General features: G+C 61.6%; 21 protein-coding genes. 6 read left to right on the forward strand and 15 right to left on the reverse strand.

What is annotated here, in order from left to right; translation table 11 throughout:
* Nucleotides 1-9 precede the first annotated feature (9 nt).
* From M2337_RS12445 to M2337_RS12470, 6 genes are all read right to left on the reverse strand, one after another.
* Nucleotides 10-1,524, reverse strand: coding sequence for a hypothetical protein (locus tag M2337_RS12445; RefSeq protein ID WP_264570499.1), 1,515 nt, complete (start codon nt 1,522-1,524; stop codon nt 10-12).
* A 346-nt stretch (nt 1,525-1,870) separates the two neighbouring features.
* On the reverse strand, nt 1,871-2,473 hold the full coding sequence (locus tag M2337_RS12450; RefSeq protein WP_264570500.1) for a M17 family peptidase N-terminal domain-containing protein: 603 nt from the start codon (nt 2,471-2,473) through the stop codon (nt 1,871-1,873).
* Nucleotides 2,474-2,543: 70 nt separating this feature from the next.
* The gene (locus M2337_RS12455; protein WP_264570501.1) at nt 2,544-3,254 is read right to left on the reverse strand and encodes an alpha/beta fold hydrolase; all 711 of its coding nucleotides are present in this window, start codon (nt 3,252-3,254) and stop codon (nt 2,544-2,546) included.
* A 140-nt stretch (nt 3,255-3,394) separates the two neighbouring features.
* Nucleotides 3,395-4,504: an FAD-dependent monooxygenase gene (locus tag M2337_RS12460; RefSeq protein ID WP_264570502.1), complete on the reverse strand. Its 1,110-nt coding sequence runs from the start codon at nt 4,502-4,504 to the stop codon at nt 3,395-3,397.
* 2 nt (nt 4,505-4,506) lie between these two features.
* Entirely contained in the window at nt 4,507-5,628 is a 1,122-nt protein-coding gene (locus tag M2337_RS12465; protein WP_264570503.1) for an MFS transporter, read from the reverse strand.
* A 74-nt stretch (nt 5,629-5,702) separates the two neighbouring features.
* Nucleotides 5,703-6,854: an alkene reductase gene (locus tag M2337_RS12470; protein ID WP_264570504.1), complete on the reverse strand. Its 1,152-nt coding sequence runs from the start codon at nt 6,852-6,854 to the stop codon at nt 5,703-5,705.
* A gap of 98 nt (nt 6,855-6,952) precedes the next feature.
* On the opposite strand from M2337_RS12470, the gene M2337_RS12475 reads away from it, so the two are divergent.
* On the forward strand, nt 6,953-7,834 hold the full coding sequence (locus tag M2337_RS12475; RefSeq protein ID WP_264570505.1) for a LysR family transcriptional regulator: 882 nt from the start codon (nt 6,953-6,955) through the stop codon (nt 7,832-7,834).
* A 17-nt stretch (nt 7,835-7,851) separates the two neighbouring features.
* On the opposite strand, the gene M2337_RS12480 is transcribed toward M2337_RS12475, so the two are convergent.
* Genes M2337_RS12480 through M2337_RS12490 form a run of 3 tightly spaced genes read right to left on the reverse strand, consistent with a single transcriptional unit; the run spans nt 7,852 to nt 11,836 of the window.
* Nucleotides 7,852-10,104, reverse strand: coding sequence for a xanthine dehydrogenase family protein molybdopterin-binding subunit (locus tag M2337_RS12480; protein ID WP_264570506.1), 2,253 nt, complete (start codon nt 10,102-10,104; stop codon nt 7,852-7,854).
* Entirely contained in the window at nt 10,101-10,574 is a 474-nt protein-coding gene (locus M2337_RS12485) for a (2Fe-2S)-binding protein (protein ID WP_264570507.1), read from the reverse strand. Before M2337_RS12485 ends, M2337_RS12480 begins: the two co-directional genes overlap by 4 nt.
* A complete protein-coding gene (locus M2337_RS12490) occupies nt 10,571-11,836 on the reverse strand; it encodes a c-type cytochrome (protein WP_264570508.1) in 1,266 nt (421 codons plus the stop codon). The genes M2337_RS12485 and M2337_RS12490 overlap by 4 nt, the downstream gene beginning before the upstream one ends.
* Nucleotides 11,837-12,041: 205 nt before the next feature.
* Between M2337_RS12490 and M2337_RS12495 the strand changes: the two genes are divergently transcribed.
* Nucleotides 12,042-13,430, forward strand: a complete 1,389-nt coding sequence (locus M2337_RS12495) for an OprO/OprP family phosphate-selective porin (RefSeq protein WP_264570509.1) — start codon at nt 12,042-12,044, stop codon at nt 13,428-13,430.
* A 34-nt stretch (nt 13,431-13,464) separates the two neighbouring features.
* Nucleotides 13,465-14,313, forward strand: coding sequence for a fumarylacetoacetate hydrolase family protein (locus M2337_RS12500; RefSeq protein WP_264570510.1), 849 nt, complete (start codon nt 13,465-13,467; stop codon nt 14,311-14,313).
* A 78-nt stretch (nt 14,314-14,391) separates the two neighbouring features.
* Here the strand turns inward: M2337_RS12500 and M2337_RS12505 are convergent, their stop codons facing one another.
* The 3 genes from M2337_RS12505 to M2337_RS12515 all read right to left on the reverse strand — a co-directional run bounded on the left by M2337_RS12505 (nt 14,392) and on the right by M2337_RS12515 (nt 16,368).
* Entirely contained in the window at nt 14,392-14,952 is a 561-nt protein-coding gene (locus M2337_RS12505; RefSeq protein WP_264570511.1) for a helix-turn-helix domain-containing protein, read from the reverse strand.
* A 142-nt stretch (nt 14,953-15,094) separates the two neighbouring features.
* The gene (locus M2337_RS12510; RefSeq protein WP_264570512.1) at nt 15,095-15,724 is read right to left on the reverse strand and encodes a response regulator transcription factor; all 630 of its coding nucleotides are present in this window, start codon (nt 15,722-15,724) and stop codon (nt 15,095-15,097) included.
* A 41-nt stretch (nt 15,725-15,765) separates the two neighbouring features.
* Nucleotides 15,766-16,368 (reverse strand): M17 family peptidase N-terminal domain-containing protein, encoded by a 603-nt coding sequence (locus M2337_RS12515; RefSeq protein ID WP_264570513.1) that lies wholly within the window; start codon nt 16,366-16,368, stop codon nt 15,766-15,768.
* Nucleotides 16,369-16,602: 234 nt separating this feature from the next.
* Between M2337_RS12515 and M2337_RS12520 the strand changes: the two genes are divergently transcribed.
* Nucleotides 16,603-16,911 (forward strand): UBP-type zinc finger domain-containing protein, encoded by a 309-nt coding sequence (locus tag M2337_RS12520; protein WP_264570514.1) that lies wholly within the window; start codon nt 16,603-16,605, stop codon nt 16,909-16,911.
* A 139-nt stretch (nt 16,912-17,050) separates the two neighbouring features.
* Here the strand turns inward: M2337_RS12520 and M2337_RS12525 are convergent, their stop codons facing one another.
* Nucleotides 17,051-17,872: an alpha/beta fold hydrolase gene (locus M2337_RS12525; protein ID WP_264570515.1), complete on the reverse strand. Its 822-nt coding sequence runs from the start codon at nt 17,870-17,872 to the stop codon at nt 17,051-17,053.
* A 149-nt stretch (nt 17,873-18,021) separates the two neighbouring features.
* On the opposite strand from M2337_RS12525, the gene M2337_RS12530 reads away from it, so the two are divergent.
* Together M2337_RS12530 and M2337_RS12535 are read left to right on the forward strand one after the other, a co-directional pair.
* Nucleotides 18,022-18,618, forward strand: a complete 597-nt coding sequence (locus M2337_RS12530) for a response regulator transcription factor (RefSeq protein ID WP_264588602.1) — start codon at nt 18,022-18,024, stop codon at nt 18,616-18,618.
* A 97-nt stretch (nt 18,619-18,715) separates the two neighbouring features.
* Complete coding sequence (locus M2337_RS12535; RefSeq protein WP_264570517.1) at nt 18,716-19,099, forward strand: response regulator transcription factor; 384 nt, start codon at nt 18,716-18,718, stop codon at nt 19,097-19,099.
* Here M2337_RS12535 and M2337_RS12540 read toward each other — a convergent pair.
* On the reverse strand, nt 19,043-20,671 hold the full coding sequence (locus M2337_RS12540; protein ID WP_264570518.1) for a sensor histidine kinase: 1,629 nt from the start codon (nt 20,669-20,671) through the stop codon (nt 19,043-19,045). The genes M2337_RS12535 and M2337_RS12540 overlap by 57 nt on opposite strands.
* A 142-nt stretch (nt 20,672-20,813) precedes the next feature.
* Complete coding sequence (locus M2337_RS12545) at nt 20,814-21,389, reverse strand: carboxymuconolactone decarboxylase family protein (RefSeq protein WP_264570519.1); 576 nt, start codon at nt 21,387-21,389, stop codon at nt 20,814-20,816.
* Nucleotides 21,390-21,402 lie beyond the last annotated feature (13 nt).

Consider the following 21,402-nt stretch of genomic DNA (forward strand, 5'->3'; position numbering starts at 1 on the left):
GCGCGCCGCCTAGAAAAGCGCCCGAGCCGTCGCCAAGGTCAGCGGCTCATTGTCGAAATCTCCATGGGCATCGGCGACCGAGACGCCCGCCGTCGGCGAAGAGATGATCCCGTGGTCCGGCGCCTGAAAGAAGGCTGCGATGGCCTTGGCCGTACTCTGTTCCTGAGGGTCGAAGCCGGAGACGGTCGCAAAGCGCTGCATACCGAGGATCGGCGCGTCGGGATAGGCTTTGGCATTCATCTCCTCGAACATGCCCGAGACGACGTACAGCAAGGAACTGGGGTAGATGTAGCCCTTGTCATGACCCAGCACCGCGTCGCGACGCTCAAGTTCGTCCGTCATCGTGATCATGCGGCATCGCTCGATCAGATCACCCGCCTTACTGATCATATCGGCGAAGAGGTCTTGGCGAACCGCAGGCGCGAGAAGGAAGAGCCGGACAGGCTTCGTGACACCGGCCGCTTTGGCCGCAAGAAGGAAACGTGAGGCCCAGATCGATCCTGCGCTATGGCCGGTGATCACGAAGTCCTGCGGGGGGTGAGCCTTCACGATATCGACGAGCGCACTTCCCAGCTTGCCGGATCCGAAATGGTCGGCCGCATCCTGCACCATCATGCCCCAGACCTTGGCACCCACAAGATCGCCGTACAGTTCGCGACAGACCTCTTCGACGATCGTGGCATGAAGGCCGTGATCGCGACCGCTCTTGAACCGCTTGAAGCAGCGGATCGCAATCTGGCCGGCATGCGAAAGCAGAAATACGCCCGCCGATACGATCCCACGTGGCGCGCCTGCAACGGCAACAGGCGGCGCAAGCTTTGCCTGGATGCCGGTATCGAGGCGGTCGAGCATCTTGGCGCCTTCGCCCATGTCAGCGCCCACCGAAGGTGCCCGGGCTCCGCTCGGCACATTGATGGCTTCGTCGATATCCGCTGCTGATTGTTGGAAATCTGGATCCTCGGCGAGCTCTCCTTCAAACTCCATCGCCAGATCGCCGTTGGTCTGTTCGCCCATTAAGGTCGCCCGCGCCCCTACTGGCTGAGTAGGCGCCATGAGCTCGTCGATCTCAACGAATGGCCGGGCGGTATCGCCGTGCCCCTTCACCCGGCGAAGGATTTCATCCTCGTCGATCGCGAGGGACCCTGGGCCGCGCGCCGCGATCGCCGGCACCCCGAGCTTGCGGGCTACAAACCCGATGAGCTTCTTGAGGACCGTCTGATACAGACGATCGTCGTGGACGAGATCCGTCCAATTCGTCTTGATCGTCTCGAAGGCACCCGTGCGCCAGATGACATAGAGCTCTGTCCACGCCGGGTTCTCGGCGGGGAGCTGCCAGCTATTGGGACCGCCTCCAGACAAGCGGGTCGCGCCCGACAGGCCTGAGGCCTCATCGACCAGCCCACCATGGAGGTGAAGGAGGAGCCTAGCACCGGGCTTCTGCAGTTCGCCGGCGATATCGAGCAGCATCTGCTCCTGTCCCGGATCAGCAACACCATCGCGCGTGAGTATCTTGTAGACCGCCATGCCCCGCCCCCAAGTCGGCGACCGCGCACAGCTTCCGATTCGCTGCGATTTCGCCGCACCGCAGGCTATCTCAAGTGAAAGCGAATGCGAAACGACTTCGTTACTTCAAACCACCAGATTGGATTGATCGGCGTGTCTTAGTCTGCCGGCCGTCAAACAGCGGTGTCGTTCCCATGATCGCACGAAAGGACGCCAATTTCGTGCGCGCTCTCTCCAGCAAATGTTAACAACCGTAGTATTTCCTTTCGTGACGACTTTGGTCTGGGTCCGCAGTGCATCCGTCGCGCTCAAAGGAACCAGCATTAGCGTCGAGCCAGACCCATGGGTTGCGTTGCGCTATGGGCGCCTACGCTGGCTCGTCGGCCTTCAACGCCTCGCCAAACGTCACCTCAGCGGCCTCAAACCGCTCGGCGCCGACATCAAACACCCATTCACGCACGGAGCTTTCGGCAGCCAGGCCCTCATCATGCAGCCAGCATTGCTTGGCGATCGCCTGCTTGAGGCCTTGCATCATCTTCTCAGCAGCACCCGAGGTCTGAGCTCCGGACAGGCCACCATCCAGCATGCTGGGCGCGAAGGCGACACTGGTCGCCCGCTTCACCACGGCTGTCGCAAAAGCCGTGGAGACGGCATCCGCCATGATGTCTGTCGACCAGTCGCCAGGATCACCCAACCCGATGACCAGCACTGCGGCAGCTTCCACGATGGGCGGAGGGCTGTCGATCAGCAAGACTTCGCCCCGCGTCGCCCGGAAAACGCGACTTTCCCTCGATCTTGTGAGCCCGCCGTCCAGAGCCGCATCGAGATGCGCAAGACCGCCGACGGGCTGCTCGCCCCGCGCCTCACGCGTGAACATACAGGCGCACGACAGATCGACAGTCGCCGCAACGCCGTCCCAGGCGGCGACCTGCACGCTCACACCAAGATATTGTCCAACAGATTTACGCATCGCTCTGAGGGAACTCCGACGGTTTGCCGCCCGCTCCTGATATCGGGAAAGCGGGCAGCGTCACGTCTTTTCAGGCGTTCACGACCGTCGCAGCAACCGCTTCGAGGATGACGTCGGCGACTTCTTCCGGCTTCGAGAGAAGGCTGAGGTGTCCGGCCTTCAGCTCGACCGTCTTTGCCTTCATGGCGGCAGCGAGCTCGCGCTCGAGCGCGACGCTGACGATGCGATCCTCGGTCGAGACGATGTAGAAGGTCGGGCGGGTTTCCCATGCCGCCTCGGTGATCTTGTCGCCGAAGGTGCTCGCGGCGAGCGGCGGCTGAACAACGGCGAGAGTTCGCGCCTCGATCTCCGGCAAATCCTGCGCGACGTCGGAAATCCAGCCTTCGACCTTCAGCTTGAGGAAACCGGCGCCATCATTGTCGATGTGGCTGAGTGCGGGCGGTGCCTCGTGGCGGCCGACCTGCTCGCCCACAGTTTCGCCGGCCTTGGGCGCGAAGGCGGCAACGAACACCATGGACTTCACCTTCGGATCGTTGCCGGCCTCGGTGATGACGGCACCGCCCCAGCTATGGCCGACCAGAACGATCGGGCCGTCGATCGCGTCGATTGCCCGTTTGGTTGCCGCCACATCGTCGGCGAGCGAGGTCGTCGGGTTCTGGACCGCGACAACGGGGATTTGTTCGGCAAGCAGAAACGGGATCACCCGGCTCCAGCTCGAGCCGTCTGCCCAGGCACCATGAACGAGAACGACGGTCGGTGCCGGCTGCGAAAGTCCATCCATAATTTGCTGCTCCACGTAACTGCTATCTGCCTTTCAGACTACCGACTCTCGCTGCCCCCCTCTTGTCGAAACGGATGAAGGCTTGCAGTTCCGTGCGGCAAGAGTTCGCGGTATAAAGGCGCAACGCCGCGTGCCGGACGTCAGACCCGCGACAGCGTCGCGCCAAGCCTGCGGCCATAGTCGACGATCGACTGCCCGACCCTCAGGCGGTCACGCTCGTAGCAGGAAAGCGCGCGATCGATTGGCGTGTGATCGAGCAATGCCTGCAAGGCCATCGCATCGCCTGCCGCCTTGGCGACACCCATCGCGGTATGGGGGCGCGCCACGAAAGCGGCATCTCCGAGCAACGCGATACGCCCCTCAACCATCTGCGGTGTCTCGAGGTCGAAGATCGCTTGAACGAAAGGTTCGCGCTCGGCAGCAACGACCGCCGCAAAGGCAGGCGGAAGAAGCGCTTTCGCATCAGCAACCAGGCGCTCGCGGCGCTCCTCCGAGACGGCACCGGGCGGAAGGGAATGCGGATGCGTCCTTCCCCGTTTGTCTGTCAGACATTCCTCGAGGTTCTCGACGCGGCGATACCAGACACAATTATAGCGCCGGCGCCCGGGAGCCGTTTCGCCAAATGGCCCCGGCACCAAGTACCCCAAGGTCTGGCTGCCCTCCATGTGGTAGAAGGCGAACTGATCCGCGAGCGTTGCCGACGCGATGTCGGGCAGTCGATCTTCAGGCAACAAGAAGCGCCAGGCCACGTAACCCGCATAGCGCGGCATGACCGCCGATGCGTAGATCAGCGACTGGCGCACGCGCGACCCGATACCGTCGGCGCCGATGATAAGGTCGGCTTCCACACACTCGCCATCCGCCAGTTCGATCCAGGCCATATCCCGCGTCGTGCCAGCGCCTGTGATTGCCTGATCAAGCAGGTAGCGGGTGTCGAGTACCTGCGAGCGGACCGCCTGATAGAGCGCGTCCCAAGAGATCTGTGTCTGAGGGTGCGGATCATGGTGTTGGATCGCACCAGTACGATCGAGGGTGATCCGCGCCTTCGCCGTGACGCCGGTGACGCCTATATCGGCGCGCCCCAGGAGGCCAAGGAGCTTGAAGACGTCGTCCTGGGCGACGAGGCCGGCACCACGACCTGCAAGCCCGGATGCCGACCTTTCGAAGACGGTCACGTCATGCCCGTCCTTGGTAAGGAGAGCGGCCGCGAACAGACCGCCGACTGATCCGCCCGCGATAGCGATCCGCACCCTCAGCGCCGATGGAGGAGGCTGCGCGCCTGAAGCGCTACGGCCACAAGGGAGAGACCGATACCCAGCAGAGACACGTACTGCCACCCGCCCAGGCCCCAGACGGCCGTCGCCGCAGCAGAGCCACCGGCGCCGCCAAGGAACATCGCGCCCATGAAGATTGTGTTCAACCGCGCACGGGCTTCGGGCCGGAGCGCAAAGACGACATGCTGATTGGACACGAGTGCGCTTTGGACCGCGAAATCGAGAACGATAACGCCTACGACAAGCCCAGCAAGGCTCAGCCACAGCCCGAAGATCACCCAAGAGACCAGGGTCAACAGCGCACCCAGCGCGATCACGCCCCGGGGCCCCCGCTTATCGGCGAAGCGACCGGCAATCGGCGCCGCGAGGATACCCACCGCGCCAACGACGCCGAACAAGCCGGCAACATCAGCGCCGAGCCCAAAGGGCGGCTCCTGAAGGTGAAACGCAAGGATGGTCCAGAAGGCGGTGAACGCACCGAACAACAACGCTTGCGTCACCGCAGCAATGCGAAGCTCGGAAAATTCGGTCCAGAGATGACGGAGCGAGGCAAGCAGGTTGAGGTAGCTCATCTCGCTATCAGGCTGGCTGCGTGGCAGCTTGACCAGCATCAGCGCCCCCGCACCGAGCGCCATAGGCACTCCAAGCCAGAACATTTCTCGCCAGCCCGCATGCGTCGCGACGAAGCCAGCAAGGGTCCGGCTCAACAGGATGCCGCACAAGACGCCAGACATCACCATGCCCACAGTGGCGCCCCGCTTCTCCGGTGAGGAGAGATGCGCCGCAAATGGCACAATCTGCTGCGCGACGGTCGCCGCGACACCCAGCAGGAGCGATGCCAGCAGAAGCAGCCACACATTGGGTGCCAGCGCCGCTGCGACGAGGGCGACGGCAAGAACGGCGAACTGCAGCACGATCAACCGCTTGCGCTCGACAAGATCACCGAGCGGAACGAGCAGGAACAACCCTGCCGCGTAGCCGAACTGCGTCGCGGTCGGGATCAGGCCGGTCGCGGTGCCCGCGAGCTCGCGTTCCATAACCGCGAGCATGGGCTGATTGTAGTAAATGTTGGCGACCGCAACACCTGCGGCCACCGCCATTGCGAATTTGAGGCCTCCGCCGATCCCGGTAGACTTTGCCGTGGTCACGCTGCGTTCTGCCTGCGTCACTGTTGTCATGCTGCACCTCCTGCGGCGAGCCGCTCGGGTTCATAGGTTGGATAGTCGATGTAACCGCGCTCACTTCCGCCGTAGAAGCTTGTGCGATCGTAGCGATTCATCGGCAGCCCTTCCGCCAAGCGACGGGGCAGGTCGGGGTTCGCAATGAAAAGGCGCCCGAAGGCGATTGCATCAGCGCGGCCCTCCCGCAGCGCGGTGCGTGCGGTTGTCGCTACATAGCCTCCAGCCGAGATGATCGTCCCGCCAAAGGCCCGCTTCAAAAGGACGCCGGCGTCGGGTGCGTTAGGGTCGATGGCGTTGGTGTCGCTGTTTTGATCGGCGCGCGGTTCAACGACATGGATGTAGGCGAGGCCGCGTTTGCCGAGCTCGGCGCCGACATGGGCGTAGAGAGCGGCCGGATCGCTATCGACCATTCCATTGAAATTGCCCCAGGGCGAAAGCCGCACGCCGATGTTTCCAGGTGCCCATGCCGCAACAGCGGCATCGACGACCTCAAGCAGAAACCGGGCACGATTTGCGATCGGCCCACCATAGTCATCCGTCCGCAGGTTGCTCGTATCCTGCAGGAACTGGTCGATCAGATATCCATTGGCCGAATGAATTTCCACACCGTCGAACCCGGCAGCGCGCGCGTTCATCACGGCTTGCCGAAAGGTCGCTACGATGCTTTCGATCTCATCGCGCTGCAGGGCCTTGGGAATGACGAGCTCTGCGGTCGCTCCGGCAGAATCGATATGGGTAAGGCCCTTAGGCAGGACAGCTGAGGGCGCGACGGGTAGCGCACCTTCCGGCTGCATCGAGGGATGGGAAATGCGACCCGTATGCCAGATCTGCAGGATGATCCTCCCGCCCTTCGCATGCACGGCCTCGGTCACGGCGCGCCAGCCCGCAATCTGCTCGTCGCTATAAATCCCAGGAACGCCTGGATAGCCGCGAGCCTGTTCGCAAATGTCGGTCGCCTCGGTGACGATGAGACCGCCCGCGCTAGCCCGCTGCTCATAATAGAGCGCGTTCATGGGCTGCGGCACGTCGCCGGGCTGCCGCGAGCGCATCCGCGTGAGCGGTGCCATCACGGCCCGGTGTCCAAGCTCGATATTGCCGATCGTCAGCGGCTCGAAGAGCGGATCGACTGAAAATCCCTGCGACATGAAAAAACTCCCTGTGATTGAAGCCGCCGAGGTAGATTATCTGCAAGACTGTTATTAGATGCTCGATTTGATCGTCTTGTATATTCGGAACAGATATAATGGATCTGATGGACGTCGCTGTGTTCGTCGAGGCAGTTCGGGCGCACAGCCTAGCCGGCGCCTCACGTCGTCTGGGAATTGCTCCCATGGCGGCGTCGCGGCGACTGGCGGCGCTCGAAGCCGAACTCGAAACCCGCCTGGTACATCGTACGACCCGCGCCCTGTCCTTGACGCCCGAAGGCGAATCCTTCCTACCGCACGCCCAGGCCATGCTCGAAGACGAGCTGGACGCACGCGCCTCGATCCGTCCATCGAAGGCCGGGGCATCTGGGCTCTTGCGCGTGACGACGTCGGTCCCCTTCGGTCTCAAGGTCGTAGCGCCGTTCGTATCGACTTTTCTGGAGGCGAACCCGGAGGCTCAGGTCGATCTGCTTCTGGCCGATGGCATCGTCGATATTGTCGACCAGGGCATCGACCTTGCCATCCGCATCGCGCATCTGCGTGACAGCAACCTGATCGCGCGAAAGCTCGCGCCCAATCCCCGTGGCCTTTACGTCTCGCCCAGATATCTGATGGGGCGGGCCGCTCCAAAAGCGATCGCGGAATTGGCCGACCATGAGTGCCTGACAACGACTGGCAGCCAGTTTTGGACATTCGTGACGTCTGAGGGCAAGCAACAGCGGCGACGGGTTAAGGGCCGCTTCTCGTCGAGTTCTCCCGAGGCTTTGCGGGAAGCATGCCTCGGGGGATCCGGCATCGCGATGCTGTCGGGCTGGAGCACCAAAGACGATATCGCCGCTGGCCGATTGGTCGAGGTGATGCTTGAAGACGGCGCCGCCGATCCCCTCGACATCTGGGCCGTCCATCCGACGTCGCGCCTCGTGCCGGCCAAGACACGCCTCTTCATCGCGGCTCTGGAAGCACATCTCGCCCATAGGTAACGGACCAGGCGAGACTTTCATCCGGTAACACCGATCGCAGCCTTCAGCTTTTCAGGAGTAAGTGGCATGTCGCGCAGGCGAACACCGGTCGCGTCGGCGATAGCGTTGGCAAGCGCGGCCGAGGTCGGGCCCTGTGAAGTTTCGCCGGCGCCCAGGAAAGGCGTTCCTGGCCGTGACATGATATGAACCTCCACCTCGTCGGGAACATCCGCGAACCGGCCGATCGGATAAGTCCCCCAATCGAAGCTCGTGCGTTTGCTTTCATCGTAGGTGAGCTCCTCGAACATCGCCCAGCTCAGTGATTGGATGATCCCACCCTCGACCTGGTTCTTCAAACCATCGGGATTGGCTGGCTGGCCGGCATCGACCGCTGCGACGACACGACGCACTTTGACGGCGCCGGTCTCGCGCTCAACTTCGATTTCCATCGCAAGCGCACAGTAGGCGCCGATATTCTTGTATCGGCCAAAGGCCATTCCGCAGCCCCGTCGGCCGTCGCTCCTAGTCCTCCTGCTCCATCCGAATTTTTCGGCTGCATGGATCATGACGTCGCGGGCGCGCTCATCTTCCATGTGCGCCAGCCGAAATGCCAATGGATCTTCCCGGATCGACCGCGCGAGATCGTCGAGTGTGCTCTCAATCGTGAAGATATTGAGGTGCGCTCCCAGAGACCGCAACGCCGAGACACGAACCGGCATTTCGGACACGAAATGGTAGCGAACGTCCATGTTCCTGAAGCTGTAGAGCGGATTGGCATTCCGGTCGCCGTCGCCTTCTGGCATCGGTATCGGCTTGGGGACTTGAGGCGCGAAGCCGGGGACAATTTGCTGTGCTACCGCGTAGCCGCCTGCCTTTACCGGGCGCATGTTGTGCGAATTGCTCCAGACCTCGTAATTCCAATAGGCAATCCTGCCATCCGCCCCCACGCCAGCATCGACCTTCGTGACCATGCCGCATCCACAGGGTTCCCAGCCGAACTCCTGCTCCCGCATCCATTGCAGCCGGATGGGACGCCCCGGCAACGAAACGGCGAGCAGGCCCGCCTCGCCGGTCACGTCATCCGCGCCATTCTGGCCATAACAGCCAGAGCCTGGTGAATGGATCACCCTGACCTTTTCAGGAGGAAGCCCGACCAGCTCCGCTGTCGCGCGGTGCATGTCGAACACACCCTGACTATGAGACCAGATTGTGAGCACGCCGTCCTTGAAGTGCGCTACCGCGCAAGACGGACCTATCGAGCCATGCACATACCAAGGGCGGCTGAAGACTCCCTGTGAGCGATGCACAACCGCAGGCGCCGGGTCGCGCGTGTTCAGAACTTGTATCTCGCGGTGAGGAAGGTTCTGAAGACGGCGGGGGCCGTCATCGACGGGCAGATGCGGAAGAGTTCGCACATAGTCGGCAGCTTGCGCCGCTCGCATCGCACGCACGGCCTGCCATTCACCTTCGGCTATAACGGCAGCAAAGTCCCCGTTCTGATAGACGCTCACGACGCCGGGCATCCGGCGCGCTTCGTCGAGCTTGGGCCTCACCAACCGCGTTCCGTAGCTCGGCCCGCGGATCACGCGTGCGTGGAGCATTCCCGGGAGACGCATATCTTGAACATAGGCCTCCCCACCCACGAGCTTGGCGGGAATATCCACTCGGGGAAGATTGCGCCCCATGGTTCGATATCTGGCAGGATCGCGGCGCGGGGCATTGGGGACAGCCTCGACATGCAATGAAATCCTGCTCGCAAGCGCCGCGTAACTCATCTTCCGTCCGCCAGCCGCTATCACATTCCCCAAGCCGTCGGTGCTGACTTGTTCGACCGGGATATCCCAAGCCTTTGCCGCCGTCCTTTCGAGCAGCATCCTGACGTTGGCGCCTGCGTTCGCCAGCGCGGTGCCACCATCCTGCATCGAGTGGCTCCCGGCGGTCAGCCCCTCATCAGGCGTACGGTCGGTGTCTGCGGTGATGAAGGTGACCCTGCCCGGGGGAAGGTCGAGCTCTTCGGAGGCGACCTGCAGCAGCGCCGTTCTGATCCCCTGGCCAAGTTCCACCTTGCCGGAAAAGACGGTTGCCTGACCGTTGGGACCGATGTGGATCCACGAGTCCAGTTCGGGCGTTGATTTGAGACTGCCCGGAAGATCAGGGCGCTTGACCGCTGAAGCCGCGCCCCCTTCCCCACCGCCCGCGAGTTGGCCGAGCGCTCTGGCACCGAATGAGAACGCCACGAGAAATCCGCTGCCGGCCAACATATCCCGGCGTGTGAGAGCTGGAAGGTTCATGCGAGGCTCCGCTGCGGCGTGTCGGAGGCGCGCTTGATCGCACGGATGATCCGCATATGCGTTCCGCACCGGCAGAGGTTTGGTTGCATGTGGCGCCGAATTTGTTCGTCATCCGGCCGCGGGACTTTGTCGAGCAAAGCCTGCGCGCGCATGATCATGCCTGCGATGCAATATCCACATTGGGCCGCCTGCTCGGCGACGAAAGCGCGTTGCAGCACATTCATCTCACCGTGGGGAGCAAGACCTTCGACGGTTCTAACCTCTCGCCCCTCGACCGCTGCCACCGGGGTGATGCAGGAAAAGGCCGCCTTCCCGTCAATGTGAACGGTGCAGGCCCCACACTGCCCGAGCCCACAACCATATTTGGCACCATTAAGGCCGAGGTCGCCTCGCAGGACATAAAGTAACGGCGTTTCGGGGGTGGCTTGGACGCGGTGCTGCGCACCATTGACCGAGATGATGATACTCATGGCTGGGCGCCTTCCTTTCGCAATTTTGCGACCTTTGGGGCAAGATCTGACCATGGCGCGCGGTCCGTAAACCGTGCGCGCGCGTAGCTGAGAACCTGCGCGATCTGGCCGTCGTTCAATCCGTTGCCAAAGGAGGGCATCATCGGTCCCCGCCGCGCCACAGGAGGCTGAATTCCGGCTAGGACAGCCTGCACAGCGCTTGTCGGATCATCGTCTCGCAGGCTCGAGGCTAAACCGAGCGCTGGCCTTCCCTGGGCCAACATGGGGGCGCCGCGCGCGTGACATCCGACACACGCGCCGGCAAAGAGCTGGTCCCCCTTGGGGAAAAGCCTCCCCGCGCGCTCCGGTTGATCAACTGCCTGAGTGGTGAGCGAACCTCCGCCGTTGCCCATCAACGACGCGATATAGACAGCAATCGCGTGAATATCGGCCGCAGGAGCTTGCGAGAGGCTCTCGACCACCGGGCCCATCGGCCCAGCAGCCGCACTATGCTCAGGCGATATGCCGGTCCGCAGATACTGTTCAAGAGCAGCAACGGTCCAACGCCGAGCCGCGGGGTTGCTTGCGTCGAGCGCTGGGGCACGCCACCCCTCTGCCAATCCACCGGCATAGGCGCGCGCGCGGTCCTCTCCTCCGGCAAGATTGCGCGGGCTGTGGCAGCCGCCACAATGTCCGAGACCCTCGGCAAGATAGGCACCGCGGTTCCACTCCGGCGACCTTGCCGGCTCGCTGGCTGTCGGCCCTTCGTGCAGGAAAAGCAGCTTCCAGCCAGCGAGTAGCGGACGAAACCCAAGGGGAAATATCAATTGGTTCGCCGGCGCCGTTTGGCGGACCGGACGGCGGGTCATGAAAAAAGCGTACAGAGCGGAGAGATCATCATCGCTGACATGCGTGAAATGCTCATACGGCAGTGCCGGATAAAGGTGAGATCCGCTTCGGCTCACCCCTTCCTTCATCGCCCGTCGAAAGGCCGCCTCCGACCAGTTCCCTATACCGGTATCCGGGTCGGGCGTGATGTTGTTCGAGAACAGTGTTCCAAATGGTGTCGCAAGAGGACGTGCACCGGCGAACACCCGGCCGCCATCGGCAGTGTGACAGACCGCGCAGTCACCCAGGCGAGCGAGCACTGCTCCTTTTGCGACAAGGCCTTGGGGGAAGCTCGCTGGCGCTGGTGGCGCCACTTTTGGAATTTCCGGTCGCCAGGCGAACGCGAGAGCGAGCAGGATCGCAGCAACTGAAGCGACGAGCCCAAGAACTACCATCCGCCTCCATTTTATCGACAGGCGCATCACCGTCCTCATATTTCACCAACACGGGTGGTCGGTCATCCTCGCATTCCGCTTCCCTGAAAGATCGCATCTGGTCCGCGTGCAGGCTTGGACAAAACGCGCATATTCGGCCGGCCAAGCGGCCCGATCCGCGTAGTTCCGACAATATGCCTCGCGAGCCATTTGAGATGGTCGGCCGATGCCCACCTGGCCCTCTTCGCGTCTTCTCAACTCCTGCTTGCTGGTGGCGACCGGCGGCGGCGCCGTGCTTGGCGCGCCAACGCCTGCGATCGCGCAGGATGTAGATGTGCGAGCCTTAGCTGAGCTGGTGCGCCAGCAATCCCAGGAAATTGCCGACCTCAGGAAGCGTTTGGCTGCAGTCGAGGAAACCAAGTCTCCCGCAGTTGCAGGAGCCACAGCACCCACCATCGTTGCGACCACGTCACCCGCCGAGGCGGCACCCGGCATGGGCGCAGCACCTGTCTTTAAGACGGAGGGTGGCAAGGTCACATTTCATACGCGCGGCCGCCTTCTCATCGATTTCTCAACAACCGGAGGATCGAATGTCGCGGCTCGAAACTATGCCGCCACTGGTGCGCGCGCGATCCGGATCGGCGCGGATGGTACAGTCGGCGACCACTTTGCCTATCTGATGGAAGCCGATCTTTCCCAGTCCACCGCGCAAGTCCTCAACGCCTATGTCGCTTTGCGGCTCGATCCGGTGGACCGTGTCCGTAAGGAAGTGCGGCTCGGAAACCTCTTTGCCGACCGTGGGGTCGAGGGCGCGACGGCGGTCGATGCCGTTCCATTCATGCAACGCAATCTGGTCGCTGACGCTATTCTCCCCCGTGCGGGCTTTTATGGTGTCGGCATTCAGAGCCGGATATCCGGCGAGGACTGGCACGCATCGCTGGCGGTGACGGGCGATCCGCTCGATGGCAATTCGTCGAGGCACGACAGTTGGACGATTTCGGGGCGAGCCCATTTTGACGGCATCGGCGATGCGAACCGGTTCTTCCATCTGGGAGCGTGGGGCTTTGCCGAACGGTTGGACCCGGGGATCGACAGCCTTTCGCGCAATCTCGACATCGGCGGGCGTCTGAACACAGCGCTTCGTGTTCCCTCGGGCGCGCTTCTGGAGGCACGATCTTCGACAGGTTTCGGCGGAGAATTGGGCGCTGTTGCTGGGCCGTTTTGGTTGATGGGGGAAGCCGGGAACCGGCAGTTCAAGATACGCGACGGCGCCAATTCCGGTGTCACGGCCTGGAGCGTCGCTGGTGGTTACACCGTCATCGGCGGGCGGGCGCCCTATGATCGACGATCGGGCAGCTTTATTCGTCCGCGGATCGACGGCTCCGTTCTGGAAGGCGGACCGGGCGCGATCGAGCTGGTCGGTCGCTACGAGCGGCTCGATTATGATCGCTTGATCGCCGCTGGCAGTGGCCGGGAAATCACGCTCGGTGCCAACTGGTATCTGACCCAGTATCTCAGACTGATGGGCAATTTCATTCTCTGGCGTATCGATGTGCCAGGCACCCCTCGGGATGCAGGCCATACCAGTACAATGCGGATGGAGCTCGTCTTCTGACCCATTTTTAAACCAAACTGACGGAGCTCAAACAATGAAACTTGCACGCATTGGACCCAAGGGACAGGAAGTGCCGGTGCTGATCGATCATGCCGGCGTTGCGCGCGACCTCACCAGCATCACGCCCGACCTTTCCGCAGAAGCGCTTGCTGGGGGCTTTCTTGACCGCCTGCGCGACGTCGATCCGACGACACTTCCTGCCATCGAGAGCGAGGGCGGCCGGTATGGAGCGTGTGTAGCCAATGTCGACAAGATTATCTGCGTCGGGCTTAATTACACCGACCATGCGGCGGAGGTCGGCCTGCCACTTCCGACCGAGCCGACGATCTTCATGAAGGGCTGTCGCCCGACCGGCCCCAACGACCCGGTGCGACTCCCTCGGGACGCGGCAAAGGGCGATTGGGAGGTCGAGCTTGGCATCGTGATCGGCAAGGCCGGAATGTATGTGAGAGAGGATGAGGCCGACGACCATATCGCGGGCTATTGCCTCTTCAACGACCTCACCGAGCGCTCCTTCCAGATGGAGCGCGGTGGCCAGTGGACGAAAGGGAAGAGCTTTCCCGGCTTCGCTCCCATGGGCCCATGGCTCGTGACCCGCGACGAGCTCGACGATCCGCAGGCACTTGGCATCTGGCTCGAAGTCAACGGCCACCGGTACCAGGACGGAAGCACCAGCAATCTCGTCTTCGGCGTCCGCCAGATCGTGAGCTATCTCTCGCAATTCTATGCGCTGGAGCCCGGTGACCTGATCGTGACAGGGACACCCGCCGGTGTTGGGCTCGGACATACACCTCCCGTCTTTCTTAAGCCCGGCGACACCATTCGATTGGGCATCGATGGCCTTGGCGAACAGCGGCAGCAGATCTTCGCATGGGACGAATAATGAAAAGGCCGGGGCGACAGCCCCGGCCTTTTGACTGAATGACGGCGGAAGGACGCGGCTGGCGCCCTGCTGCCGATATCAGGCGGTGCGCCAGTTGCGTCGCCACGCGAGCGGCGTTTCGTTCAGTATCCGGCGGAACAGCCTCGTGAGATGTGCCTGGTCGGTCAGGCCACAGGCACAGGCGATCTGGCTCAACGTATCGTTTGTATCGAGCATGAGCCGTTGCGCCCGACGAATGCGCTGCCGGACGATGAAGCCGTGCGGCGTCTCACCCGTGCTCGCCTTGAAGGCGCGGCAGAAGTGGCCGGGGCTGAGTTCGGCGACAACGGCGAGATCCTCGATCAGGATGGTCTCGTCGAGCTGCGCCTCGACATAGGAACGGATGCGCTTGAGCTGCCAAGGTGCAAGGCCGCCCTTTGTGACCTTAGCTGGCGCCGGGGCCGGTTCCGGCTCGACAGGTGCCCGTTCTATGACGATCGCGTCAGCACTGCCCAGCAGCGTCGAAACTTCGTCGAGGCAGCGGCGTGTGAAGCCTGGATCGACCTCAATCGATCGACGGGCCTGCCCTAGCAGTTCCAGGAGATAGGGCGGCAGCGAATGCCCGGAAGCAGCAGGCTTTTCGATCGTATTCAGCAACATAGCGTGGTCCCCCAGCCGTGGATGGTGAGGACACTATCGAGCGGATTAGCCATGAAATGAATCGAACAGGGGTTGCGGCCACCTCCCATCAAGGGCCTGTCCACCCCAACCAAAAGTTAGGGGTTGACCCTGAGACGCGACGTCAGAGTTCGATGATACCCCGCCGAGCCGCGATGGTAACGGCGTGCGTACGGTCTGCTGCACCAAGCTTGGAGTAGATGACCTTCATGTACCCCTTGACCGTGTCCTCCGAGAGACCAAGTCTAACGCCGATTTGCTTGTTCGAATTTCCAGCGGCCGCGAGCGTCAAAACTTCCGACTCACGTCCCGACAGGACATCTTCCGCCAAGTGTAGGGCGATCCCGGTTGCGATCTCGGCCGAGAGATGCTTGCCACCGCCATTCACGGAACGGATCGTCTCCAGCAACTCTTTGCGCATGCTGCTCTTGAGTAAGTATCCGACAGCGCCAGCCCGCAATGCGCGCATCGCCTGCGCATCCCCCGCATAAGTCGTCAGCACAATGATGCGTGACGTAGGGTGGACTTTACGCAAGGCTTCGATTGCAGCAACGCCTCCCATGCCGGGCATCTGGAGATCCATCAGGACGATATCTGGGCGATGCTTCTCGTAGAGGTCGATTGCCTGTTCGCCGGTCTCGGCTTCCGCCACGATCTCCAGATCCGCCTGAGTTTCGATAACCGCACAGACCCCCTCCCGAAGTAGTGGGTGATCGTCGACTACCATGACGCGGATCTGATCGGACTTCGCCATTCCAACAAGCTTTCCATAGCCCGAATCATATGGGCCGATATCTATTGTTCCCAAACCGAAGCGAACGCCATGCGAAATTGGTCAGCCAGCGCCTCCGCTTCCGCGGGCGGTGCGACGAACGACCACCGCTCGAGTTTTCCCGGCTGCGCGGCAAGTACGTCAATGACACCGCGAAGGATCGCTCGCGTGCTTGCAGCAGCGTTGAACCGCGCGCTTCCCGTCTCGAGCCGCGCGGGCGCAAATGCCGCGTGAGCCCCGCTCAAACGAGCTGCCTGATTGGCAGCCGAACGGATCGCTCTGCGCGTATGTGAGGCAACGCTTCTGCCCGTCGGGCCAAGCCCAAGAAGAAGCACGCCCTTGGCGGCAATCGGTGCCGGCGGTGACGACAGGAATAGGGTTTCGCCCCATTTACCGGTGAAGATGCCATCGGTGCGCAGACGAACGATCGCCCCATTCATTGCCCGATTAAGGCCTTCGACTGCGTCTGCAAGTTCCGCGCCGATCGGCTTGCGCGAACAAATGCCCACGATCGCGAGATCCGCCTCGATAGTGGAAAGGTCCCCGGCCACGATATCCAGTTCGACATCGCAGCATCGACCGATCGCGAGGACCGCCCCGACGGGCACATGCCCATCATCGGACATCTGCATCCCTCTTTGCGCCGCCGGTCCCGTCCAAGTCTCTTCTCCTTCAAACGCTGGCTCTCACACCGCACCGATTAGGTCATGGATGCCTGTTGCGCGTCTTGGACAGACATGACCTCTTTGAAGCGCTGTCCTAGATTAAGACTTACGTCATCGCCTGCATTCGCTAGACCCAAGCTTGTAACTCCCGAACCGCAGTTTGGGATAGTGCCCCCAGCACCAAAGGATCCGCCGATGTCAGGATGCCGACATGCGAATGCCGAGACCGTCCGTACTGTAACGCCAAGCGCCTTGGGGTGCGAGGAATGCCTTAAAACCGGAAGCTGGTGGGTGCATCTGCGGCTATGCCGGGAATGTGGCCATGTGGGCTGCTGCGATGACTCCCCGCATCGCCATGCACGCGCTCACTACGAAAGGAGCGGGCATCCCATAATCGAAGGATACGATCCTCCCGAAGGTTGGGGGTGGTGCTTTGTAGATGATGTGGAGGTCGATCTTCCCGACCAGACCCCGCAGTCAGGACCCATACCACGCTTCATGTGAGCGCTAGGGCGTAAATTTGGACTGCGCCTTTCCCGCTGTAAGAGCGCCAGGGCCGCGATCCTTGAGGATCACGACCCTGGGCTCTTGCGGAGCAGGGCAGCGTTGGGGGCGGGCTGCCCTACGGGCGGGGGGTAGCGTCTCAGCTCCGCAGGAAGGCGAGAAGATCGGCGTTATACTGGTCCTTGTGCGTGAAGGTCAGCGCATGCGGTGCGCCCTCGTAAACGAGGAATTGAGAGTGCGGGATCAACTTGTGGGCGGCGGCACCCGTGGGGGCGATCGGCACCACCTGGTCTGCATCGCCGTGGACGATCAGCGTCGGCATTGTGAAGGCGGCCATGTCCGGCCGGAAATCGCTTTCCGAGAATGCGCCGACGCAGTCGTATGTGCCTTTGATACCGCCCGTCAGGGCGATCTGAAGCGTCTGTTTGAAGACGCCTTCGGACACCGCGCCAGGGTTCTTGTTGGTGCCGTAGAACAGCGCATTGAAGTCGTCGAGGAACTGCGGACGGTCGGCCAGCAGCCCCTTGCGGATGCCATCGAAGATCTCGGCAGGGGCACCTTCCGGATTGTCATCGGCCTGGATGAAGTAGGGCGTCACGGCGGAGGTCAGGCACGCTTTTGTTACGCGCGCGCCGTTATACTTCGAGATGTAGCGCGCGACGTCGCCGCCGCCCATCGAGAAGCCGACGAGCGTGACCTCGTCAACCCCTGCGTCCTCGAGGACCAGAGCGATGTCGTCGGCGAAGGTGTCATAGTCATAGCCGTCCCACGGCTGGCTGGAACGACCGAAGCCGCGACGATCGTGGCCAAGCACGCGGAAACCGTTCATGCCGAAGAACATCATCTGCTGTTCCCACATGTCGGCGCTGAGCGGCCAGCCGTGGCTGAAAAAGATTGCGGGACCGGTGCCCCAGTCCTTGTAATAGATTTGCGCGCCGTCCTTGGCAGTTACGTAGGGCATTGTTAAGGTCTCCCGCGGTCGCGAACAGCGCGACCTTCCAATCGACCTATAAAGACCAGCCTCCCCTGGGAGATTGTATGGACGGCACTGAATTTGCGCGAACCGAACCCCAAGAGATGAGTAGTGCATCAGCCCCGGAGCCAAGCGCGATGGTCATCATTATCGACGACGACCCCTTGGTGCGAACGGCGTTGAACAGCCTCTTTCGTTCCGTAGGGTTCGAAACGCGGCTCTACGCCAGCGGTAGGGAAGCGCTCGCCGACGATTTTCCCGACATCGTCACCTGCGTCGTGACGGACGTCCGCATGCCGGAGATTGGCGGATTCGAGTTCCAGACCGCTCTTAGCGCCCGAAGCGCAGAGATCCCGGTAATCTTCATGACCGGACATGGCGATATTCCGATGAGCGTCCGCGCCATGAAAGCCGGTGCCGTAGACTTTCTGAGCAAACCCTTTCGCGACCAGGATATGCTTGATGCCGTCGGTGCCGCAATGGAGCGCGCCCGCCAGCACCGTGAAGCGATTCGCGGAAATATCGAGGCCAAGACTTTGTACGAGACGCTCACGCCTCGCGAACGCGAGGTGATGGACGGTGTCGTGCGAGGGCTTCTCAACAAGCAGATTGCTGGCGAACTCGGCATCGCGGAAATGACTGTGAAGCTGCATCGACTAAGCTTGATGCGAAAGATGGGCGTCAAGCGAGTTCCTGACCTTTTGCGCCTCTCGGATCTCATTAAGGCACCCTAACTTAGCAGCGATCCTAAACCATCGTTGGGGGTCGCCAAATCGGACATGATGACGTACCGAAGTCATATGTCTATCATCTTTCTGGAGGGACGGCTCTTTGGGCAATAGGCTCATCGCCGTTGTCGACGACGATCCGCTAGTCCGCTCTGCCACAACGAGCTTGCTCCGGTCCTTTGGTTACGATTGCTGCGATTTCAGCTCGGCCGAAGAGTTCCTGCGTGACAACGAGTGCGACTATGATTGCGTCGTAAGCGACATCCAGATGACCGGCATGTCTGGAGTGGAACTGGCACATCTGCTGCACAAGCAGGCCACTCCGCCACCCGTCATCCTCATCACGGCCTATCCTGAGGTACCTGCAACAAAGGCCAAGAGCACCGGCATTGTCTTGGATTTGCTTGAAAAGCCGTTAGACGGCGATGCTTTACTGAACGCCGTCCGAACCGCCATCGGCGATCCCAATCACGCGCTCGACGATTAGCGGAAGCGTCAGATCGACGACTGCTCCCCCGCTTTCGGCATTCCGGCGGGTGATCGATCCCTCATGCCGCTCGACCACCATCTTCGCGATCGACAGGCCGAGGCCCATCCCGTTCCGTTTAGTTGTAAAAAAGCTCCCAAAGACGTTGCCCGGCTCGGCGCTATCCCAGCCCGCCCCGGAATCTGCGACCTCTATAGTCGCCTGATTCCCCTTTCGATCTAGGGTCAGCGTCACAATCCTGCGATCGGGCGGAGTATTGATCATCGCCTGGATCGCGTTGGTTATCAGATTGATAAGCACCTGCTTCAGAAGTATCCGGTCTCCTCTGATCGTCAAGGTCTCTTCGGTCGCGGGGATAATGATCAATCTAGCCCCATGCTCGGATGCCTCGCGCCGCATCAGCGCAACCGTCGTCGCGATCAGTCCTTCGAGTTCGACGTCGCACAATTCGATGCGCGATTGTCCGACAAGGGCCCGCACGCGCTGCATGACAGTGCGCGCGTGCTCGACGCCTAAAGTCAGACCTGCCAAGGCTTCTTTTGCCTCATTGAGATTGGGAGGGCTTCTGCTCAACCAGCGGGTAGCTGCGTCGGCAAAACTTTGTATTGCTGACATAGGCTGGTTGAGCTCATGCGCGATGGATGCGGACATGGCAGCCACAACACTACTGCGTTGCGATTCCGCGAGCTCCTCGCGGGTTCGAAGTATCTGCGTTTCCAGCGCGCGTCTGTGAGATACGTCCAGAATCGAACCGGGAACGCGGTCGAGCGTAGCGTCGGGCCCGAGACCGAAGGCGACGATGACCTGACGTGGCTCGCCATTCAACGGCATGACGACTGCCTCCGTCTGGAACAGTGGGCGTCTTTCATCGATGGCCACGATGCATTCCGAGAAGCTGTCATCGGTCTCGGGCAGGAATCCGCTTAAATGACTGAAAAACGCTTGTTTGCTGGTGACACCCATCATAGTGAGCGCCGTCGCGTTGACATCGGTGATCCGAACGGATCGCCGCATATCGATCACGAAATCGGGATGCTCGGCGACATATCGACGAATGTCAGTTACACCGTTCTCTCGCAGTCGCTTGAGCTCTTCGACCACGACAGTGAAGTCATGCTCCCATATCGCGATCGCCAATGTGTCGAACACTATGCGATACCGTCGATCGCTGCGCTCGATCGTAGAGTTCATCGACTGGTTGCGAAGGAGCAGCACAGTAGCGACAAGAAGGACCGTGAGACTGATTCCCAGATGGGCTATCGCCAATGGCGGCGCCCCGTAGCTCCTGAATATCCAGTAGCCCAACACCGCAAGCCCCCCGCAGATCAAAGACCACAGGATGATAGCTGCACGGCGGATCGGCCCATCGACGCTCGAGCCGATCAGCAGGACGAGGATATACAGGCCCGCGACAGCCAGATCATCTCTTGTAAAAGCGTCCAGACAAAAAATGGCGGCCGCAAGCGTTGCGGCGAATGCGCAGACCCTCCACTGGCGACGCCAGCCATTTGGATACGAGTGCTCGCTGGGCTTTGCCCCGAAAAACTCTCGAATGGCGGGCGACGATGACATACAGCCATTCTAACGCGCTCGGGAGATGTATCAGCCCCCCATAGCGTTGCTGCCAACCACCCGATCGGGGGTATTGCAATTAGGGTATCGCTGTTTTGTCTGCGGTTTTTCGGTACGCCAGAACCGACGATATCGCAGAGCCTCAGCCGTTGCCCTCGGCTGGAACGGGAATCGCGAATCCATTCAACGTCATCGACACAAAGCAATAATGACCCACCAGATAGATCAGTTCATTTGCTCCGGCTTGGCCGAAGCGGGAGACCGCCAAGGCATATAGCGGATCTGGGAGAACACCGCCACGCAGCAGCGCCTTCGCGACATCGTGCGCCGCGGCTTCATCGTCGGCGAGATCGTCTGGACGCTCGCCCGCGGCAAGCGACGCGAGGCGCCGTTCTGACATGGCGTGCTTGCTTGCGGCGACCGCCCCGTGCGCGTAAGTTTCGTATGCAGCGCCGAAATGCGCGCCCGTGACCAGGATCGCGACCTGCCTCGGCCCGTCAGGGATCCGCCGCGCCTTCGTCATCGCTTGCGTCACCGTCCAGAATGCCTGGCCCAGTTCTGGATCATGGAGCCACGCGTTCCACGGACCAAGCATGGCGCCGTCCTGGCGCGAGGTGATGAAGGCATCGTATTTGGCGGCGACACCTGAGGTCATCGCGTCGAACAACGATTGCTGGTCCGCGCGCAGATCGGCCGGAGCGATGGGAGGAAGGCGCATCGAAATTTCCTTT

The organism is Sphingobium sp. B2D3A (genome assembly GCF_025961795.1).
Classification (GTDB): Bacteria; Pseudomonadota; Alphaproteobacteria; order Sphingomonadales; family Sphingomonadaceae; genus Sphingobium.